Source organism: Planobispora rosea (genome assembly GCF_014648175.1).
Classification (GTDB): domain Bacteria; phylum Actinomycetota; class Actinomycetes; order Streptosporangiales; family Streptosporangiaceae; genus Planobispora; species Planobispora rosea.
This window is the reverse complement of sequence record NZ_BMQP01000004.1, coordinates 295,692-314,290: the sequence shown is the minus strand read 5'-3', so window position 1 is coordinate 314,290 and position 18,599 is coordinate 295,692. Positions and strand designations below refer to the sequence as shown.

At 72.5% G+C, this 18,599-nt stretch carries 18 protein-coding genes and 1 riboswitch; of the genes, 14 read left to right on the top strand and 4 right to left on the bottom strand.

All coding sequences use genetic code 11. The features are described 5' to 3' along the window. Positions 1–148: 148 nt before the first annotated feature. Positions 149–1,339 carry a phosphotransferase family protein gene (locus IEZ08_RS06180; protein ID WP_229802946.1) on the bottom strand — a complete coding sequence of 397 codons (1,191 nt, stop codon included), beginning with the start codon at positions 1,337–1,339 and terminating at the stop codon, positions 149–151. A 188-nt stretch (positions 1,340–1,527) separates the two neighbouring features. On the opposite strand from IEZ08_RS06180, the gene IEZ08_RS06175 reads away from it, so the two are divergent. From IEZ08_RS06175 to IEZ08_RS06145, 7 genes are all read left to right on the top strand, one after another. After that, positions 1,528–2,850 carry an NYN domain-containing protein gene (locus IEZ08_RS06175; RefSeq protein WP_068922566.1) on the top strand — a complete coding sequence of 441 codons (1,323 nt, stop codon included), beginning with the start codon at positions 1,528–1,530 and terminating at the stop codon, positions 2,848–2,850. Between the two features lie 137 nt (positions 2,851–2,987). Continuing rightward, entirely contained in the window at positions 2,988–3,974 is a 987-nt protein-coding gene (locus IEZ08_RS06170; RefSeq protein ID WP_068922567.1) for a C40 family peptidase, read from the top strand. Positions 3,975–4,570: 596 nt separating this feature from the next. Beyond that, a riboswitch (cyclic di-AMP (ydaO/yuaA leader) is annotated at positions 4,571–4,729 on the top strand. Between the two features lie 82 nt (positions 4,730–4,811). Next, positions 4,812–5,333, top strand: a complete 522-nt coding sequence (locus IEZ08_RS40495) for a C40 family peptidase (RefSeq protein ID WP_275424729.1) — start codon at positions 4,812–4,814, stop codon at positions 5,331–5,333. Positions 5,334–5,429: 96 nt separating this feature from the next. Then, positions 5,430–6,206, top strand: a complete 777-nt coding sequence (locus IEZ08_RS06160; RefSeq protein ID WP_141703810.1) for a gluzincin family metallopeptidase — start codon at positions 5,430–5,432, stop codon at positions 6,204–6,206. A gap of 40 nt (positions 6,207–6,246) precedes the next feature. Next, positions 6,247–7,539, top strand: coding sequence for a M48 family metallopeptidase (locus IEZ08_RS06155; protein ID WP_068922570.1), 1,293 nt, complete (start codon positions 6,247–6,249; stop codon positions 7,537–7,539). Continuing rightward, positions 7,536–8,699 (top strand): glycosyltransferase family 4 protein, encoded by a 1,164-nt coding sequence (locus tag IEZ08_RS06150; RefSeq protein WP_068922571.1) that lies wholly within the window; start codon positions 7,536–7,538, stop codon positions 8,697–8,699. The genes IEZ08_RS06155 and IEZ08_RS06150 overlap by 4 nt, the downstream gene beginning before the upstream one ends. Positions 8,700–8,825: 126 nt before the next feature. Beyond that, positions 8,826–9,179 carry a MerR family transcriptional regulator gene (locus IEZ08_RS06145; RefSeq protein ID WP_189241812.1) on the top strand — a complete coding sequence of 118 codons (354 nt, stop codon included), beginning with the start codon at positions 8,826–8,828 and terminating at the stop codon, positions 9,177–9,179. A gap of 62 nt (positions 9,180–9,241) precedes the next feature. Here IEZ08_RS06145 and IEZ08_RS06140 read toward each other — a convergent pair whose 3' ends face one another. Next, positions 9,242–11,035 carry an AMP-dependent synthetase/ligase gene (locus IEZ08_RS06140; RefSeq protein WP_068922573.1) on the bottom strand — a complete coding sequence of 598 codons (1,794 nt, stop codon included), beginning with the start codon at positions 11,033–11,035 and terminating at the stop codon, positions 9,242–9,244. A gap of 210 nt (positions 11,036–11,245) precedes the next feature. On the opposite strand from IEZ08_RS06140, the gene IEZ08_RS06135 reads away from it, so the two are divergent. Genes IEZ08_RS06135 through IEZ08_RS06105 form a run of 7 tightly spaced genes read left to right on the top strand, consistent with a single transcriptional unit; the run spans position 11,246 to position 17,094 of the window. Then, entirely contained in the window at positions 11,246–12,013 is a 768-nt protein-coding gene (locus IEZ08_RS06135; protein WP_141703812.1) for a metallophosphoesterase family protein, read from the top strand. Positions 12,014–12,056: 43 nt separating this feature from the next. Further along, a complete protein-coding gene (locus tag IEZ08_RS06130) occupies positions 12,057–12,494 on the top strand; it encodes an SRPBCC family protein (RefSeq protein ID WP_068922575.1) in 438 nt (145 codons plus the stop codon). 43 nt (positions 12,495–12,537) lie between these two features. After that, entirely contained in the window at positions 12,538–13,707 is a 1,170-nt protein-coding gene (locus IEZ08_RS06125) for an ArsA family ATPase (protein WP_068922576.1), read from the top strand. Further along, the gene (locus IEZ08_RS06120) at positions 13,700–14,161 is read left to right on the top strand and encodes a hypothetical protein (protein ID WP_068922577.1); all 462 of its coding nucleotides are present in this window, start codon (positions 13,700–13,702) and stop codon (positions 14,159–14,161) included. Before IEZ08_RS06125 ends, IEZ08_RS06120 begins: the two co-directional genes overlap by 8 nt. 43 nt (positions 14,162–14,204) lie before the next feature. Further along, a complete protein-coding gene (locus tag IEZ08_RS06115; protein ID WP_068922578.1) occupies positions 14,205–15,149 on the top strand; it encodes an ROK family glucokinase in 945 nt (314 codons plus the stop codon). 51 nt (positions 15,150–15,200) lie between these two features. Then, on the top strand, positions 15,201–15,911 hold the full coding sequence (locus IEZ08_RS06110) for an endonuclease/exonuclease/phosphatase family protein (RefSeq protein WP_084779893.1): 711 nt from the start codon (positions 15,201–15,203) through the stop codon (positions 15,909–15,911). A gap of 49 nt (positions 15,912–15,960) precedes the next feature. Beyond that, entirely contained in the window at positions 15,961–17,094 is a 1,134-nt protein-coding gene (locus IEZ08_RS06105) for a hypothetical protein (protein ID WP_068922579.1), read from the top strand. A gap of 124 nt (positions 17,095–17,218) precedes the next feature. On the opposite strand, the gene IEZ08_RS06100 is transcribed toward IEZ08_RS06105, so the two are convergent. Together IEZ08_RS06100 and IEZ08_RS06095 are read right to left on the bottom strand one after the other, a co-directional pair. Continuing rightward, positions 17,219–17,719, bottom strand: a complete 501-nt coding sequence (locus tag IEZ08_RS06100) for a hypothetical protein (RefSeq protein ID WP_068922580.1) — start codon at positions 17,717–17,719, stop codon at positions 17,219–17,221. 65 nt (positions 17,720–17,784) lie between these two features. Next, complete coding sequence (locus IEZ08_RS06095) at positions 17,785–18,549, bottom strand: alpha/beta hydrolase (RefSeq protein WP_068922581.1); 765 nt, start codon at positions 18,547–18,549, stop codon at positions 17,785–17,787. Positions 18,550–18,599: the final 50 nt, after the last annotated feature.

Here is an 18,599-nt window from a genome sequence, read left to right as displayed (position 1 = left end):
GAGCAGGCCGGGGTGCTGCAGCAGATGGGCTGCCCGCTGGCGCAGGGCTACCTGTTCTCCTCGCCCGCCCCGGCCCGGGAGATCGACGACCTGCTCCAGGTCGCCCCGTGGCAGAACGCCGCCTGACATCCATAGGAGCATCGCCTGGTCATGACCAGTAGCCGCCGTCGAGCATCCGCTCGATGGTGGCGCGGTGCATGACCAGGTCGTCGGGGTCGTCGGGCATGGGCTGCTCGCCGAAGTGGATCCGCCGGTGCCAGACGCGGGCCATGATGATGCCGTGCCGGAGCGCGGCGTACATCTCGTAGAACTCCATATCGCGAGGCTTGTAACCAGTCATTTCCTGATATGTGCGGCAGACGTCCTCACTCCGCATGAAGTCCGGCAGCCCCGGGAGCCCCATGGCCTCGGTGATGTCCTGGAAGAACCGGTGCAGGAAGACCATCCAGGAGATGTCCAGCTCCCGGGGGCCGACGGCGGCCATCTCCCAGTCCAGCACCGCCACGGGAGTGAAGTCGCGGTACATCACGTTCCCGATGCGCGCGTCCCCCCAGCTCAGCACGTCGGGGCCGGGGTCGGCGGGCCAGTGCTCCTCCAGCCAGTCGAAGGCCCGCTCCAGCACCGGGATCCGCATCGACGCGTGCGCCCACTGGTAGTAGGCCCGCTGGTCGTTGACGTGCCGGCGGAGCGCGGACTCGCCCGGCCGGTCGAGCTGGAAGGGGCGCAGGTCACCGTCGGTGAACGGGGCGTCGTGCAACCCGGCCAGGATGGCCACGCTCTCCCGCTGGAGCCGGTCGCGGCCGGCGGGGGAGGCCTCCAGCAGCCAGCCCTCGAAGGTGTACGGCAGCACGTCCGGCGGCACGTCCCCGGCCACGCGCTCCATCACGAAGAACGGAGTGCCCAGGGGCGCGGGGTCGGGCTCGAACCACAGGGCGCGCGGCGCGGGCGTCCCGGCGCGCTCCCTGGCCAGGCGCATGACCTCGAACTGGCGGCCGAGGTCGTAGCCGGGGAAGACGGGCACCGCCTCGCCGGCCGGGGCCATCCGGGCGACGCATCCGACGTCCCGTCTGCCTTCGGCGGAGTCCCACGAGGCGTCGAAGATCAGGGTCTCGCTGGACATGCCGTTGCCCGACGGGTGGGAGAGCGCGGAGATCGTGACCGGGCGTCCCAGCCGCCCGCCGAGCCAGGAGCGCATCCGGTCGCGGAGCTCGCCGAGGTCCCGGGTGGAGGTCCGCATGTCCGCGTCGGGGACCGCTGCGCGCCCGGACCCGCCGGACCCGCCGGAACCATGGTCGTCCACCCGGTCCGGCCCGCGGCCGGGCTCACACCGTTCGTCCATCGCGGTCTCCTGTACGGCCTGCGTCACGACACCCGATCCACGTGCCGACACAGTCGTATACCTATGACCAAGCGCTTGTCCATATCACGTTCACCCGCGTGAGGCCGCCGTTCGATCTTCTATTCGGTCGGCGGCCCGGCGGGATGGCCGTACCCTTGACAGATAGACCAATCCGAGTAGGGGCCGTGATGAGTTCAGCCGGAGAGGGCCTGTCTCGTCCGCTGCCGGAGCAGGTCCGCTCACACGTCGTGGAGCTGGCTTCCCAGGCCCTCGGCACGATGCCCGCCGCCGCGGTGCCGCCGCCGCTGCGCACCATCGCCAAGTTCGAACCGCGCAAGCGGGCCAGGCTGGGCGGCACGCCGATCGCCGCGCAGCTGGAGACCGACAAGGAGTTCCGCGAGGCCGTCGCCGAGGCGCTGGCCGCGGGCTGGCCCGAGCTGGCCGCCAGCCTGCAGGAGGGTTCCGTGCCGCCGGCGGCCGAGCCCGTCCTGGTCGCGGCAGCCGCCTACCTGATCCGGCCACCCGGCTGGGAGGAGATGGTGGAGGTGGCCCGCGCCGACCTGGAGCGGTCGGCCGCCGCCGCCGAGGGCTCGGCGCAGGAGCAGACGCTGACCCGGCTGCGCGAGCAGCTGGCGGCGCAGAAGACCGCGGCCAAGGAGGAGTCGGACCGGCTGCGCGAGCAGCTCAGGGCCGCCCGCACGGAGATCTCCGATCTGCGCCGCAAGCTGCACGACGCCCGCGAGCGGGCCAAGGCCGCCGACGCGCGGGCCGCCGAGCTGGAGGAGGCCGCCCAGGAGGCCAGGGCCGCCGCGGCGTCGGCGGGGAGCGCGGGGGAGAGCGAGCTGCGCCGGTTGCGCGAGCGCCTGGCCGACTCCGAGCGGCAGCTGGAGGCCACCCGCCGGGCCGCGCGCGAGGGCCGCAGCGTGGAGGACACCAAGGTCCGCGTGCTGCTCGACGCGCTCCAGGACGCCGCGGCCGGTCTCCGCAGGGAGCTGGCCCTGCCCTCGGGCATCAGCCGGCCCGCCGACTCCGTGGCCTCGGTCGCCCCCGGGCGGCCGGGAGTCCAGGCGGTGCCCGCACGGGCGCTCGCCGACGACGACCCCGCCCTCCTGGACCAGCTGCTCACGCTGCCGCAGATCCACCTCATCGTGGACGGCTACAACGTGACCAAGACCGGTTACGGGAACCTCACCCTCGCCGACCAGCGCAACCGCCTGCTCACCGGCCTGGGCGCGCTGTACGCGCAGACCCGCACCGAGCTGACCGTCGTCTTCGACGGCGCGGAGCTGAACGGCCCGGTGCCGGTCTCGGCCCCCCGGGGCGTCCGGGTGCTGTTCAGCGCGCCCGGTCAGATCGCCGACGACCTGATCCGCCAGCTGGTCCGCGCCGAGCCCGTGGGGCGCGCGCTCGCGGTGGTCTCCTCCGACCGGGAGGTGGCCGAGTCGGTCCGCCGGATGGGCGCGCGCCCGGTCCCCGCGGCGCTGCTCCTGAAACGGCTCGGCCGCGCCTGAGTGATCCTCCCGGCGGCGGCCCCTCTTTTTTGGGGAGAGAGCAAAACCGCCGAAAAGGTGAGTTTCCCCTTACCCGTTCTGTACTATTTCGCCCCAGGGCTTTACGCGGGGAGGGCGTTGTCGTGGCCGTGGCGGGTATGCCGAAGCGTTCCGGGCGGGTTTCCCTGGCTGCCGGGCTGGCCCTCGCGGCGATCCTGCTGCCGGCTCTCCCGGTCGGCGACGCCTTCGCCGAGCCCAAGCCCACCATCGCCGAGGCCAAGAAGAAGCTGGCGAGGCTCAACGAAGAGGCCGACAAGATCGTTGAGAAGTACAACCAGGCCGGCGAGAAGTGGAAGCGGGCCAAGAAGAAGTACCAGAAGCTCAACGGCGAGCTGACGCGGCAGAACGAGAAGGTGGCCGGGCTGCGCGAGGACCTCGTCTCGGTGGCCGTCAGCACCTATCAGATGGGCGGGGTGACCGGCTGGCAGGGCATGGTCAGCCAGCCGGACCCCAGCACCCTGCTGCGGGGCCTGGCCGCGGCCGACCAGCTGTCCGCCTCGCGCGCCGAGTCCGTCCGGGCCTTCGACCGGGCGACCGAGGAGCTGCGGGTGAGCCGGGACAAGGCCAAGGTCGCCCTGGCCGAGGCCGACCGGACGCGTGACGAGCTGGCCGAGGAGAAGGCCAAGGCCGACAAGATGGTCCGGGCCCAGACCAAGCTCCTGCGGGAGCTGGGAGCATTCCGGGCCGGCAACCCCGACAGCCCCGGCATCGTGTACACCGGTCCGGCCTCCGGCAACGGCCGCGAGGCCCTGGAGTTCGCCTTCGCGCAGGTCGGCAAGCCGTACCAGTACGGCGGCACGGGGCCGGGCGGCTGGGACTGCTCCGGTCTCACCCAGGCGGCCTGGCGGGCCGCCGGAGTCAGCATCCCCCGGACGACCTGGGAGCAGTGGAGCTGGGGCGCCAGCCGCCGCGTCTCCCTGGACGAGCTCCAGCCCGGAGATCTGATCTTCAGCGAGGGTCTGGGGCACGTGAGCCTCTACGTCGGCAACGGTCAGATCGTCCACGCCCCGCAGACCGGGGACGTGGTCAAGGTCGTCAGCCTGTCCTCCTACGGTCGCCGCCTCGTCGGGGCCGTCCGTCCCTGACCCGGCGTTCGCCGGGGTCTGCGCTCCGGCGTGCGGGGATCGCGTTCCGGGTGCCCGGCTCCATACCGAATCCGCATGGCGCGGATCCCCTCGTGCCGCAGCCTGATCGGTTTCCTCGGAAGAGCTGTCGGTTATGGCACGAAATAACGGTTCTTATGCCCTGGCCTGGTCATTGACCATAGCCCGAAAGGGTGGTTTTCCGTGCCCGGGAATGACCATCCGCCGTAGCCGGGAATTGCCGTCGCCCGGCTCCCGGAACGGCGGTCGCCCCGCCTCCCCTGGGCATTCAAGATCATTACTGGTGTGACTCGTGTGACAGGAGTGACGTTTCCCAGCTTGCCCTCCGGGGAATGTGACGAGAGTCATATCGGGACGAAGAAACTGCCGTTCGGGCAGGGGTTATGGATTTGTGATCAAGGCGGAGCGACCCACTTCCCCTGGGGCGGGCTTTGCCGAACTTTGCCGATCCGAGTACCTTCTGGCGTCGCGACGAGCAAGCCATGCCGCCGCACCGAATATCGGCCCCCTCAGTGCCGATGTCCCGCATAGAAATCCATCCGGTCATTCGCGGCGCGGTCCGAAACGTGATCAGCGTGCGCGGTGGCCTGCCGAATCCATGCAGCCAGGAGGCATGGAACCGGGGACCCATCAGGTACGCACACGCGACCAGGGGTGAATCGGCATCGTCATGCCGTAGGGCATCCTTCCCTGCCCGAATCCGTCAGCTAACCCGGTAGGCATCAGAGGAAGTCCCAAGGAGAAATCCTGTCTACCACCCTGCGAAATTCGTGTTCGTCAGGTCTTTTCCGCCTTTCCATCGGCGGCCTCGTCCTCACTTTGACCGCCTCGGCCGGAGCGGTCACGCTGGGAGCCACCCAGGCGCGGGCGACGACGAACAGCACGACCGCCGTACCGGTCAGGGCCATCGTGGGCGCCACAGTGAGCACCACGGCGAACGCCAAGATGAGCGCCAAGACGAGCAGGGCCGCGCGGCAGAAGGAGAGAGCCGCCAAGGCCGTCTCGACAGCCAAGCGGCAGATCGGCGCCCCGTACCGCTGGGGAGCCAGCGGCCCCGGCGCCTTCGACTGCTCCGGTCTCGCCCAGTACTCATGGCGTGCGGCGGGAGTGAAGCTTCCCCGGATCACCTACAGCCAGTACCGGTCCGTCAGGAAGAAGGTCTCGTGGCGCAGCCTGCGCCCCGGTGACCTGGTCTTCTTCCGGGGCCTGGGCCACGTCGGCATCTATGTCGGCGGGGGGAAGATGGTCCACTCGCCGAGCAGCGGCAAGAGGGTCCGGATCGTGAGCCTGAAGGGGTACTACCGGTCCTCCTTCGTCGGCGCGGTCCGTCCCGGCGACTGACATCCGGTGTGACGGCCCCGTCCGCCTCTCCACGGGGGAGGGGACGGGGCCTTTTCTCGCAGGTTTCACCGGACCGGTCGCGTACCATCGACCTTCATGTCCGTCCCGCAGGGGCGCCGTGCCGTACTCGCCGCAATGCTGGCGCTGGCGGGCGCCGGTCTGGCCGCCGGGTCCGCGCCGTTCCCGCAGGACCCGTGGCCCGACGGCACCGTGCTCCGCGGCGAGCACTACGTCGTCGTCGCAGGGCGCCGCGTCCCGGCGGGTCTGCTGGAGGACCTCGCCGTACGGGCCGAGCGCGCCCGCCGCCGCGTCGCCGCGATGTGGGGGCCGGTCCGTCCCGTGATCCTCTTCCCCGAGACCGACGCCGAGGCCGAGGCGCTCGCGGGCACCGGGGCCACCGGCGGGCTGGCCGCGATGGCCACCGCCGACCGGGTGATCGTCCTTCCCAGCGGCTACGCGCGCCTCAGCGAGACCGGCAGGGACGTGGTCATCACCCACGAGCTCACTCACGTGGCCACCGGCGCGACACGCGGCGGCCGGGTGCCGATGTGGTTGTCGGAGGGGTTCGCCGACCACGTGGGCTACGCGGCCTCCGGGCTCGCCGTGCGCACGGTCGCCGCCGAGCTGGCCGCGGAGGTGCGGGCGGGGGTCCTGCCCGACGGCCTGCCGGGGCCCGCCGACTTCGCCCCCGGATCCGTACGGCTGGCGCAGGCCTACGAGGAGGCGTGGCTCGCCTGCCGCTACATCGCCGGGCGTTACGGCGAGAGGACCCTCGTGAGGCTTTACGGTAGCGATGTCGGGACTGTTCTCGGCCTGACCGCGGCCGAGTTCACCGCCGGCTGGCGCGACTATCTCCGGGAGGAACTCGGTTGACACCCCTCACGCTCCGGATGCCCGCATCCGGGGAGTCACGATGACGGCGCAGCACGCGGAGAGCGGTACGGGGCAGGCCGCCCCGGGCCTGCGGGCGGCGGGAGGGGCGCTGGCCGCCCTCGGCGCGGCCACGCTGGCGATCGTGGCCTTCACCACGCCCTGGCGGGCTCTGCCCGAGGGCGCCCCGCGGGCCGTACCGGATCCGGCCCGCGACTTCACCGCCGGGCAGATCGCCCGCTCCGCGGCGTTCGACGCCGCGGTCGGACCACCGGCCTACCTGTCGCTCGGCCTGACGCTGATCGTGGCCGGGGCGCTGGTGGCCACTCCGCTCGGCGCGCGGCTGCTGGGCGGGCTGCGGGGCCCGTGGTGGTGGCGGGTGCTGCTGGGGGTGCTCGCCGTCACGATGGTCGTGGAGGCGCTGCGCTGGCCGCTCGGCATGTGGCAGGAGACCCATCTGCGCGCCTTCGGCCTGTCCGTGCAGGGGTGGCCGGACTGGACGGCCGACCGGCTCAAGGGCATCGGCATCAGGACCGGGCTGACATCGATCATGGTGCTCGCCGTGGTGGCGCTCGCCCGGCGGGTCCGGCGCTGGTGGCTCCCGGCCGCGCTGGGCGCGTTCGCGCTCACCGTGACCGCCTCCTTCGTCTACCCGGTGCTGATCGAACCGGTCTTCAACGACTTCCGGCCGATGCCCGCGGGGCAGCTCCGCGACGACCTGCTCGCCATGGCGGCCCGTGACGGCGTGCCGGTCGAGGACGTCCTCGTGGCCGACGCCTCCCGGCGGACGACCGCGCTGAACGCCTACGTCTCCGGGTTCGGCGCCACCCGCAGGATCGTGGTCTACGACACGCTGCTGAAGGCCCCGGCCGACGAGGTGAGGCTGGTCGTGGCGCACGAGCTGGGTCACGCCGACAGCGGCGACGTGCTGTACGGCACGCTGATCGGCGGCCTGGGCGCGGCGTGCGGGGCGTGCCTGCTCTATCTCGTCTCCTCCGCCCGGCCCGTACGGCGCCGCAGCGGCGTGCCCTCGCTCGCCGACCCCCGGGCGGCGGGCCTGATCATGGGGCTGCTGAGCCTGGCCACGGTGCTCTCCGGCCCGGCGCAGAACCTCGTGAGCAGGCACGTCGAGGCCCGAGCCGACGTGCACGCGCTGGATCTGACCCGGGACCCCGTCACGTTCGCCGCCATGCAGGAACGACTCGCGATATCCAATATTTCTGATTTATCGCCTGATGTCGTTGAATATGTTCTTTATGCCTCTCACCCCCCGATACCCGAGCGCATCGCCCTGGCGCGCTCCTGGGCCGTGCTGAACGGCCTGCCGGAGCCGTGAAGCACACGCTGGTCGTCACCAACGACTTCCCGCCCCGTCAGGGGGGCATCCAGTCATTCGTGCACGGGCTCGTCGCCTGCCTGCCCCCCGGCTCCGTGACCGTCTACGCGCCCTCGTGGCCCGGGTGCGAGGACTTCGACGCGCGGCAGCCGTACCCCGTCGTGCGCCACCCCACCTCGCTGATGCTCCCCGGCCGCGCGGTCGCCCGCCGGGCCGCCGCCCTGGTCGCGGAGCTGGGGTGCGAGACGGTGGTGTTCGGCGCGGCGGCCCCGCTCGGCCTGCTCGCGCCGCGGCTCCGCGCGGCCGGCGCCCGGCGCGTCGTCATGCTCACCCACGGGCACGAGGCGTCCTGGGCGCGCGTCCCGGTCGCCCGGCGGCTGCTGGCCCGGATCGGCGGTCACGCGGACGTGGTCACCTATCTGGGGGAGTACACCCGGCGGCTGCTCGCCACGGTGATCCCCGAGGAGAAGCTGGTACGGCTCACGCCCGGCGTGGACACCGAGGTGTTCTCCCCGGACGTGCGCCGGGTCCGCCCCCTGCCGTCCCCGGGCGGACCCGGCGCACGTCCGGGGGAGGACGGCCTCCCCGGCGGCGGGCCGGTCGTCGTCTGCGTCTCCCGGCTGGTGCCGCGCAAGGGCCAGGACACCCTGATCCGCGCCTGGCCCCGGGTGCTGCGCGCCGTGCCGGGCGCGCGGCTGCTGCTGGTCGGCGGCGGACCGTACCGGCGGAGGCTGGAACGGCTGGTCGCCTCCCTCGGCCTGCGCTCGTCGATCGTCCTGACCGGTCCGGTGGACGGGGCCGATCTGCCCCGCTACTTCGCCCTGGGGGACGTGTTCGCCATGCCGTGCCGTACCCGCCTGGGCGGCATCGACGTCGAGGGCCTCGGCATCGTCTACCTGGAGGCGTCGGCCAGCGGCCTGCCCGTACTGGCGGGCTCGTCGGGCGGGGCGCCCGACGCGGTGCTGCCCGGCGAGACCGGCCTCGTGGTGGACGGCGCCTCGCCGGACGCCGTGGCCGACGCCCTGGTCGAACTGCTCGGCGACCCCGCCCGCGCCCGCGCGATGGGGGCGCGCGGACGCGCGTGGGCCGCCCGGGAGTGGAGCTGGGAGCGGGTCGCCGCCCGCTTCACCGAACTCCTCGAACCGGCCCAGACTCCCTGACCCGCCTCCGCCGCGGCGCGGGCCCCTCCGGCAGCCGTTCAGAGCCCGTGTCCGGGAATCTGCGTCATGCCGGCGAGGTTGGGGCTTCACATCGGTGTGAAGGTCGAGTTCCCGCGGAGGAATGCGATGTGGATCGGTGAGCTGTCCCGGCGGACCGGTGTGAGCACCCGCCTGCTCCGGTACTACGAGGAGCAGGGACTCCTCCACCCGGAACGGGACGCCAACGGTTACCGCCGCTACCGTCCCGAAGCCGTCGGACGGGTCGCGCACATTCGCCGGCTGCTGGCGACGGGCCTGTCCACGGAGACGATCCGGGATTTCCTGCCGTGCGCCGAGGAAGAACCCGCCGGCCCCGCCGGCTGCGCCGGCTACATCGACATGCTGGAGTCCCACCGCTCGCGCCTCGCCCGGGACATCGCCGAACTGCAGCGCCGCCACGAGGCCCTGAGCGCCTACGCCTCCGTTCTGCGCCCGGGGTGAACCGGCCTGATCCGCCGGCCACGCGGCCGTGGAGCCCGGCCGGGACGCCGCCCGGCCTGCTCCTAGCCGTACAGCTCGTCGATGTGCTTGGCGAAGTCGCGCATCACGATGTTGCGCTTGACCTTGAGGGTCGGGGTGAGGTGGCCGCTCTCCTCGGTGATGTCGATGTCGAGGATCACGAACTTCTTGATCTGCTCGGCCTTGGAGACGGCCTTGTTGGCGTCGTCCACGGCCTTCTGCACCTCCGCGACGATCGCCGGGTCGGCGCTGAGCTCGGCCAGGGTGGCCGACTCCCGGCCGTTGGACGCCTTCCACTGCTCCAGCGCCTCGGGGTCGAGGGTGACGATCGCGGCAACGAAGGGCCTGTCGTCGCCGACCACCATCGCCTGGCTGACCAGCGGGTGGGCGCGGATGGCGTCCTCCATCGGGGCCGGGGCGACGTTCTTGCCCGCGGCGGTGACGAGGATCTCCTTCTTCCGGCCGGTGATCTTCAGGTAGCCGTCGGCGTCGAGCTCGCCGATGTCGCCGGTGTGGAACCAGCCGTCGGGGTCGATCACCTCGGCGGTGGCCTCCTCGTTGTTCCAGTAGCCGTTGAAGACGTGGCGGCCCTTGACCAGGATCTCGCCGTCGTCGGCGATGGCGACCGTGACACCCGGGAACGGCTTGCCGACGGTGCCGATCTTGTTGGCGCCCGGCAGGTTGACCGTGGAGGGCGCGGAGGTCTCGGTCAGGCCCCAGCCCTCGAAGATCTCGATACCCACGCCCCGGAAGAAGTGGCCGAGCCGATCGCCCAGGGCCGAGCCGCCGGAGACCGCGGCCGACAGGTTGCCGCCGGTGGCCTCGCGCAGCTTGCCGTACACCAGCTTGTCGAACAGCGCGTGCTTGAGCTTGAGGCCGAGCCCCGCCCCGCCCGAGGCCTCCGCGCGGCTCCACGCGATGGCGGTGTCCGCGGCGGCGTGGAAGATTTTGCCCTTCCCGCCCGCGACGGCCTTCTGCTCGGCGCCGTTGTAGACCTTCTCGAACACGCGGGGCACGCCCAGCAGGAACGTCGGCTTGAACGCCTGCAGGTCCGGGGCGACGTTCTTCATGTTCGGGGTGTGCGCCAGCACGGTGCCGGTCTCGATCAGCACGATCTGGATCATGCGGGCGAACACGTGCGCGAGCGGCAGGAACAGCAGCACCGCGCGGTCCTGCACGGTGAACAGCAGCTCCAGCGGGCCGTTGGCCACGTTCCTGGCGGTGAACAGCAGGTTGTCGTGGGTGATGCGGCAGCCCTTGGGACGGCCGGTGGTGCCCGAGGTGTAGATGATCGTGGCGAGGTCGGCGGTGCCCGGCCCGCTCCTGCGCTCCTCCAGCGTCTCGTCGGCGACCTCGCCGCCGGAGGCGGCCAGCTCGTCCACGGCGCCGCTCTCGATGCACCAGACGTGCTCCAGCCCGTCCAGCTCGGGGAGGACCTCCCGGACGGTCTCCTCGTGCGACCCCAGCTCCACGAAGATCGCCTTGGCGCCGCTGTCGGAGACGATCCACTTGACCTGGTCGCCGGAGGACGTCTCGTAGATCGGCACGCTCACCGCGCCCGCGGACCAGATCGCGTAGTCGACGAGCGTCCACTCGTAGCGGGTGCGCGACATCAGGGCGACCCGGTCGCCCGGCCCGACGCCCGCCGCGATCAGGCCCTTGGCGACGGCGGCCACCTGGTCGCGGAATTCCCGCGCGGTGACGGCGGTCCAGTCGTCGCCGACCTTGCGGCGGAGCACGATCGCGCCCGGCTCCTGCTCGGCGCGCTGGAACACCGTGTCGGTCAGGTTGGCGGAGGCGGGGACATCCACCAGAACGGGGACGCTGTACTCACGCACGGGATCACTCCTGAGGACGCACGGAACAAGGATTGCCAGGAAGTTACCGCTAGAAGTTACGCGTGGGTAGATCCGTCACCCAGGCGTTATCAAGGGCGGTTTCACCGTACCAGTCTCGCCATGGGGGACCGGCTGACCTGCTCGTCCCTGCCGCGGTGCGGTTCACGCTCCGTCTGGGGACGGATTTCCCCAATGGTTAGGATGTCCGCCATGCGGGTTCATGTCGTCAGCGATGTGCACGGAAGAGCCGACGCTCTGGCCCGCGCGGGCGAGGGCGCCGACGCGCTGGTCTGCCTGGGCGACCTGATCCTGTTCATCGACTACGACGACCACTCCCAGGGCATCTTCCCCGAGCTCTTCGGCGCGGAGCGGGCCGGGGAGTTCATCGCCCTGCGCACCGCCAAGCGCTTCGACGAGGCCCGCGCCATGTCCGCCGAGCTCTGGGCGTCGCTGGACGGCGACCCGCGCGACCACATCGAGCGCTCCGTCCGCCGCCAGTACGGCGAGATCTTCGCCGCGATGCCCACCCCGGCCTACCTCACCCCGGGGAACGTGGACCTGCCGCGCTACTGGCCGGAGTACGCCCGGCCGGGCCACCACGTCCTGGACGGGGAGACCGTGGAGATCGGGGGCCTGCGGTTCGGCTTCGTCGGCGGGGGCCTGCGCACGCCGTACCGGACGCCGAACGAGATCGACGACGAGGAGTTCGCCCGCAAGGTGGAGGCGATCGGCGAGGTGGACGTGCTCTGCTGCCACATCCCGCCGGCGGTCCCCGAGCTCCTCTACGACGTGGTCGCCCGCCGCTTCGAGCGCGGCAGCGAGGCCACCCTGGAGGCGATCAGGCGGACCCAGCCGCGCTACGCGCTCTTCGGCCACGTGCACCAGCCCCTGGTGAGCCGTACCCGCATCGGCAGGACCGAGTGCCTGAACGTGGGTCACTTCCGGGGCCGGGGAGTGCCCTTCGCGATCGAGTGGTGAGCCGGACGTACGCACGCAAAGCCGGAACGAGTACGGTAAGCCCATGGCTGATCGCACCACCTCCAGCATCACGATCGGCGCCGGCCGGTCGACCATCATGACGGTGATCGCCGACTTCGCCGCGTACCCGGAGTGGGCGGGCCAGGTGAAGTCCGCGCGGGTCCTGTCCACCGGGGCGGACGGCCGCCCGGAGCGGGTCAGGTTCGCCCTCGACGCGGGCCCGATCAGCGACGAGTACACCCTCGCCTACGTCTGGGACGGGGACGACTCCGTCGACTGGACCATCGCCGAGGCCGGGAAGATGGTCTCCGGCCTGACCGGCAGCTACCGCCTGGCCGAGGCGGGGGACGGCACCGAGGTGACCTACGAGCTCGCCGTCGACCTCAAGGTCCCGATGATCGGCATGATCAAGAGGAAGGCGGAGAAGGTCATCATCGACACCGCCCTGAAGGGACTGAAGAAGCGCGTCGAGGCCGCGTGACCGGCCACGACGGATCCCGGCCCGCCCCCGGGAGGGAGGGACCGTGAGCCGGATCCTGCTGTTCACCGGCAAGGGCGGGGTCGGCAAGACGACCGCGGCGGCGGCCACCGCCGTGCGCGCCGCGCGCTCCGGGCTCAAGACGCTGGTGGTCTCCACCGACACCGCGCACTCGCTGGCCGACGCCCTCGGGGTGCGGCCCGGAGACGGTCCCGCCGAGATCGCCCCCGGCCTGCACCTCCACCAGGTCGACACCCAGCGGTCGCTGGAACGTCACTGGGGCGAGCTGCGCGACTACGCCCGGGGGCTCTTCGCCGAGCTGGGACTGGACGAGGTCACGGCCGAGGAGGTCACGGTGCTGCCCGGCGCCGAGGAGGTCATCGCGCTGCTGGAACTGCGCGAGCAGGCCCGTGCCGGGAGCTGGGACGTGATCGTCGTCGACTGCGCGCCCACCGCCGAGACGCTCCGGCTGCTGGCCCTGCCCGAGGCCCTCGACTGGCACGTCAACCGGCTGCTGCCGGTCGGCAGGCGGCTGCTGCGCACCCTCGCCCCGCTGGTCCGCCGGGTGGCGATGGTCAGCGTCCCGGAGGACCACGTGGTCGGCGCGGGCGAACGCCTGCACCGGGGGCTGATGGAGGTGCGCGAACTGCTCACCGGTCCCGGCGCCAGTGTCCGGCTGGTGCTCACCCCCGAGGCCGTCGTGCTCGCCGAGGCCCGCCGCACGCTCACCTCCCTCAGCCTGTACGGCTACCGCGTCGACGCGGTCGTCGCCAACCGGGTCTTCCCGGCCGAGGGTGCCGACCCGTGGCGGGAACGGTGGGTGACCGCCCAGGCCAGGCACCTGGCCGAGGTGGCGGAGTCCTTCGCCCCGCTGCCGGTGCACACCGTCCCCTACCTGGACGCCGAGCCCGTCGGCCTGGGCGCCCTCGCCCGCGTCGCCGAGGCCATGTACGGCGAGGCCGACCCCTTCGCCCCGCCGGCCGGGGAGCCGCCGCTGCGCGTCACCCCCGAGGGCGAGCTGATCCTGGCGCTCCCGCTCGCCGAGAAGGGCGGGGTGGACCTGGCGAGGAAGGGCGACGAGCTGATCGTCACGGTGGGCCCGTACCGCCGGGTCCTGGCCCTTCCCGCGGCCCTCGCCCGAAGGAGCGTGCGGGAGGCCGCGCTCTCGGACGGCCTGCTCCGGGTACGGTTCCAGACGGGAGGGCCAGATGACTGAGAACAGTGGGAACGACAGGAACAGCGAGCGGCGGCAGCCCCGCGAGGACAGGGACCCGATCGGCAGCGCGACCGAGGAGGCCTTCAAGCTCTTCGACGCGCTCCAGCGCAGGGCGGCCAGGCAGCTGGGCAAGAACCTGGTGAAGGGCACGATGACCGGGTTCGGCGGCGCCTTCTCCGGCGGGGGCCGCACCGGCGGCCGGGACGTCTGGGAGGAGGCCGTCTCCGAGGAGGAGGAGTACATCTGCCGGGCGTGCCCCGTCTGCCGGGCCATGGCCGCGCAGCGCGAGTCGGGCGGGCAGGTGACCGACCACCTGATGCAGGCCGGCAGCGAGTTGCTGGCCGCGCTCAAGTCGGCGGTCGACGCGCTCAACCGTCCTTCGCCCGGCAAGCAGGCGCGGGAACGCGACACGTCGCGAGAGGATACCCCCGTGGAGCACATCGACCTGGGGTGAGCCCGGGGAAGACCTGGGGCGAGCCCGGGGGAGAGGGTGGAAGATGGGCCTGACCATCGGCGTTGACATCGGAGGCACCAAGGTCGCGGCGGGCGTCGTCGATCAGGACGGCCGGATCGTCGAGCATCGCCTGCGTCCCACTCCGGCGGAGCACCCCGAACAGGTCGCCGACACCATCGCCGAGGTGGTCAGGGAACTGGCGGAGGGGCGTCAGATCGAGGCCGTCGGCCTCGGCGCCGCCGGGTTCGTCGACGAGACCCGGTCGATCGTGCGGTTCGCGCCCAACCTCGCCTGGCGCGAGGAGCCGCTGCAGAAGAAGGTCTCCGGCCTCGTCGGCCTGCCCGTCGTGGTGGAGAACGACGCCAACGCGATGGCCTGGGGCGAGGCGAGGTTCGGCGCCGGGCGCGGCGAGAGCCACGTCGTGTGCGTGACCGTCGGCACCGGCATCGGCGGCGGGATCGTGCTCGACGGCTCCCTCTACCGGGGCCGCTGGGGCATGGGCGCGGAACTGGGGCACATGCAGGTGGTCCCCGACGGACGCCCGTGCGGGTGCGGCAACCTCGGCTGCTGGGAGCAGTACGCCAGCGGCAACGCCCTGGTCGCCGAGGCCCGGCTGTTCGCCGAGGCCGATCCGGCGGGCGCCGCCCGGCTGCTGGAGATCGCCGGTGGCACGTCCGGGGACATCGAGGGCCCGGAGGTGACCGACGCCGCCCGCGCGGGCGACCCGGCCGCACTGGCGGCCTTCGCCTCGATGGCCGACTGGCTCGGCCGGGGGCTGAGCGACCTCGCCGCCGTGCTCGACCCCGGCTGCTTCATCCTCGGCGGGGGCGTCTCACGTGCCGCGGACCTCTGGATCGACCGGGTCCGCGAGTCCTTCGCCGAGAACCTGACCGGCCGGGGGCACCGCCCGCTGGCCGAGATCCGCCTGGCCGAGCTGGGCGCCTCCGCCGGTCTGGTCGGCGCCGCCGACCTCGCCCGCAGGCGCTGAGCCGGACCCCGCCCCCGCACCCCCGCCCCCGCACCCCCGAGGGAGGTCGCCGTGCAGCTCAGGGTCGCCTGCTACAACGTGCGTTCCATGCGGGACGACGTCGCCGCGCTGGGCCGGGTGATGGCCGCGCTCCGCGCCGACGTGCTCTGCGTGCAGGAGGCTCCCCGCTTCCTGTGCTGGCGCCGCAAGCGCCGGAGACTGGCCGCCTCCGGCGGGCTGCGCGTGGCCGCGGGGCGCCGCCTGGGCGGTGTGGCCGTGCTGACCGGCCCGCGGGTCCGCCTGCTGCACGGTGAGGGCCGCCTGCTGAAGTTCTTCCTCGGCCTGGAGCAGCGGGCCGTCGCGATCGCCGTGGTGGAGGCCGGGGACGTCCGGGTGGCCGTCGGCTCGGTCCATCTCGACCTCGACGCGTCCGCGCGGCTGCACCACGCGGGTGAGGCGGTGACCCTGCTGCGGAAGGCCGCTGACCGCTTCGGCGCGCTGCCCGTGCTGGCGGGGGACATCAACGAGCAGTCCGACGGGCCGTCCTGGCGGTTGATCTGCGAGGGGCTGAACGACTGCTACCCGCTCGCGCCGCGAGGAGACGGCCTGACCTTCCCGGCCAGGGCTCCGCGCCTGCGCATCGACGCGGTCTTCGCCGCGGGAGGGCTCCAGGTCGTCTCCTGCGGCACCGCCGAGGCGGCCCCCGCCGACCTCGCCGCGGCGACCGACCACCTGCCGGTGATCGCGGAAATCGCCGTGCCCGGAGAGGGGACCGCACCGTGACCGGGGGAAGCGCGCACGGGGGGAGGGCGGGGCACTCTACGATGTGGGCATGACTCGTCGCCTTCCGCGGCGTGCGCTGGCGCTCTGCGCGGGAGGCATGCTCCTGCTGCCCCTCCATCCGCCGGCCGCGCACGCCGATCCCGTCCGCCCGCCCGCGGCGGAGTCGTGGCAGGCGCCGGCCACCGCCCGGCTGAGCAGCGACGGGTCGCTGTCGGACGTGGTCGCGATCTCGCCCTCCGACGTCTGGGCGGTGGGCCAGCAGAGCGCGTGGGACGTCTGGCAGAGCCGCAGCGCGATCGTCCACTGGAACGGGAGCGGGTGGTCCGAGGTCGCCGTCCGCAACGACTCCACCGGCGCGGGGCTGCTGCACTCGGTCGCGGCGGCCTCCGCCACCGAGCTGTGGGCCGTGGGCGAGGGCCACGACGGCATGCCGTACCTCGCCAGGGGCGACGGCTCGGCCTTCGAGCGGATCACCGTCGACAGCCTGCACGTGGGTGACTGGCTGGGCGGGGTGGCCGTCACCCCGGGCAGGGTGGCCGCCGTGGGCCGCCGCGACGGGCACCCCCTGATCGTCACCGGGTCCGGGGGCAGGTGGAAGCTCACTCAGGCCGAGGGGGAGGGCGCGCTGTACGGCGTGTCGGTCTCGGCCAAGGGCGACGGCTGGGCGGTGGGCGACACCGGGGAGAAGCCGCTCGTCATGAGGTTGTCGGAGGGGACCTGGAAGGCGTTCCCGGTGCCCGACATCCCCGGCGGCTACCTGCGTGACGTCCACGTCAACGGGCCGAAGCGCGCGCTGGCCGTCGGCGGCGTCTACCGGGGCCCCGACGAGGACGTCCCGCTGGTGCTGTCCTGGAACGGCAAGAAGTGGTCACGGGTGACCGTGCGCGGTGGCGACGTCCGCCTGTACGGCGTGACCGGCGACCGCAAGAACCGGTTCTGGATCTCCGGGGTCGATCTGGAACGGCCGGGAGAGGCGTTCCTGCTCCGCTACGACGGCCGCACGCTCAAGGCGCTGCACGGGGCGGCACCCGCCGCCCCGCGGACGATCAGGCTCCAGGCGGCGGCCTACGTGCCCGGCACGGGTACGGTGTGGAGCGTCGGCCACGTGGTGGACGACGCCGGCCGCTACACCGACGTGATCGAGCGGTTCGGGGCCGGCCTGCCGGAGCGGGCCCGGTCATAGCGGTCCGGGCCGGAGAGGTCCCGGTCGCAGGGGGCCGGAGCGGTCCCGGGTCGCAGGGGCGGGCCGGAGAGGTCCGGCTCGTGGCCCCTGCGGGTCGTCAGACCCGTGGCGGCCTCGCGGGGTGTCAGACGACGGCGCCGTCGTCCCAGCCCGAGTCGTTCGGGGGACCGTCGCCCATCCGCACCACCAGCGCCACGAAGCCGCCGATGAACGCGGCGGCCGCGGCGAACAGCACCCAGCCCTCCGGCTCCCATCCGAGCAGCACGGTCGTCCCCAGGAAGGCGGGGCCGCCGAACAGGGCCGCCCACCCGATCTTGGTGGCGGTGTCGGCCTTGGGCAGCGGGGGCGGGGCGGGCGGCACGTAGTGCCCCTCGTCGGCGTCCGGCTGCCCGCCGTCGGTGAGCTCCGCGGGCTCCGCGGGCTCCGTCGGCTTCGCGAGCTCAGCGGCGTCGTCGTCCGCCCGGGGGAGCGCCTCCTCCGGCTCCCTGACCACGCGGCGGGCGGGCTCGGCCGGGAGGTTCTCGCTGTCCGGCCACGGCTGGTCGGCCGGATCACGCTCGGCGGTGTCGTTGAAGGACGCGACGATCTGCCGCCAGACCTCGTCCTCATCGCTCTGAGGTGTCACCTAGCTGGCCTGTCATTCATCGGCCGTCCACTTCCTCCCGTGAGACCGCGCGTCCCCGTCCGCGATCAGTCTCCCTGCAAGGGTACAGAGGCGTTCGCGCGGATGAACTCCAGGCTCCCCGCGAAGATCTGATCGGCATCATTGTCGAGCGTCGCGACATGGTAGCTGTCGGCGAGCTCCACCACATCCAGGTTCCCCCCGGTCAGCTTCTCACGAAGAATACGGACACTGGTGGGTTTCACCACATGGTCCTGCGGGCTGTGGAAGACCAGGACCGGCTGGACCAGCCGGTCCAGCTGGGACTGGGTCAGCGCCCACAACCGGGGCAGGCTCGCCGCGGCCCTGACCGGCGTGCGCGTGTAGCCGAGCTCGGTCGCCCCCGCCTTCTTGATGTCCCCGGCCACCCCCGGCACCGACGGGACGAAGAGCTTCAGCAGCGGGGCCAGCTTGAGCAGGGGGACGTCGTTGGCGATCGAGGGGTTGACGACCACCACGCCTCTGATCTCCGTACCGTGCACCTCGGCCAGGCGCAGGGCCATGCAGCCGCCCAGCGACAGGCCCATGACGAAGACGTCGGAGCACCGCCCCCGCAGGTCCGCCAGCTCCTTGTCGAGGGCGGCGTACCAGTCTTCCCAGCGGGTGTGGTTCATCTCCTGCCACGTGGTCCCGTGCCCGGGCAGCCGGGGCAGCGCCACGCTCAGGCCCGCCGCGGCCAGGTACTCCCCCCACGGGCGTAACGACTGCGGCGAACCGGTGAACCCGTGACAGAGCAGGACTCCGACCGGACCGCCCACGTGGTGGTACGGCTCCGCACCGGGCATGACAGGCATGACGGCACTCCTTGTCAGTTCGCCTGATCGTCGCATGTTTGGGGGTTGTT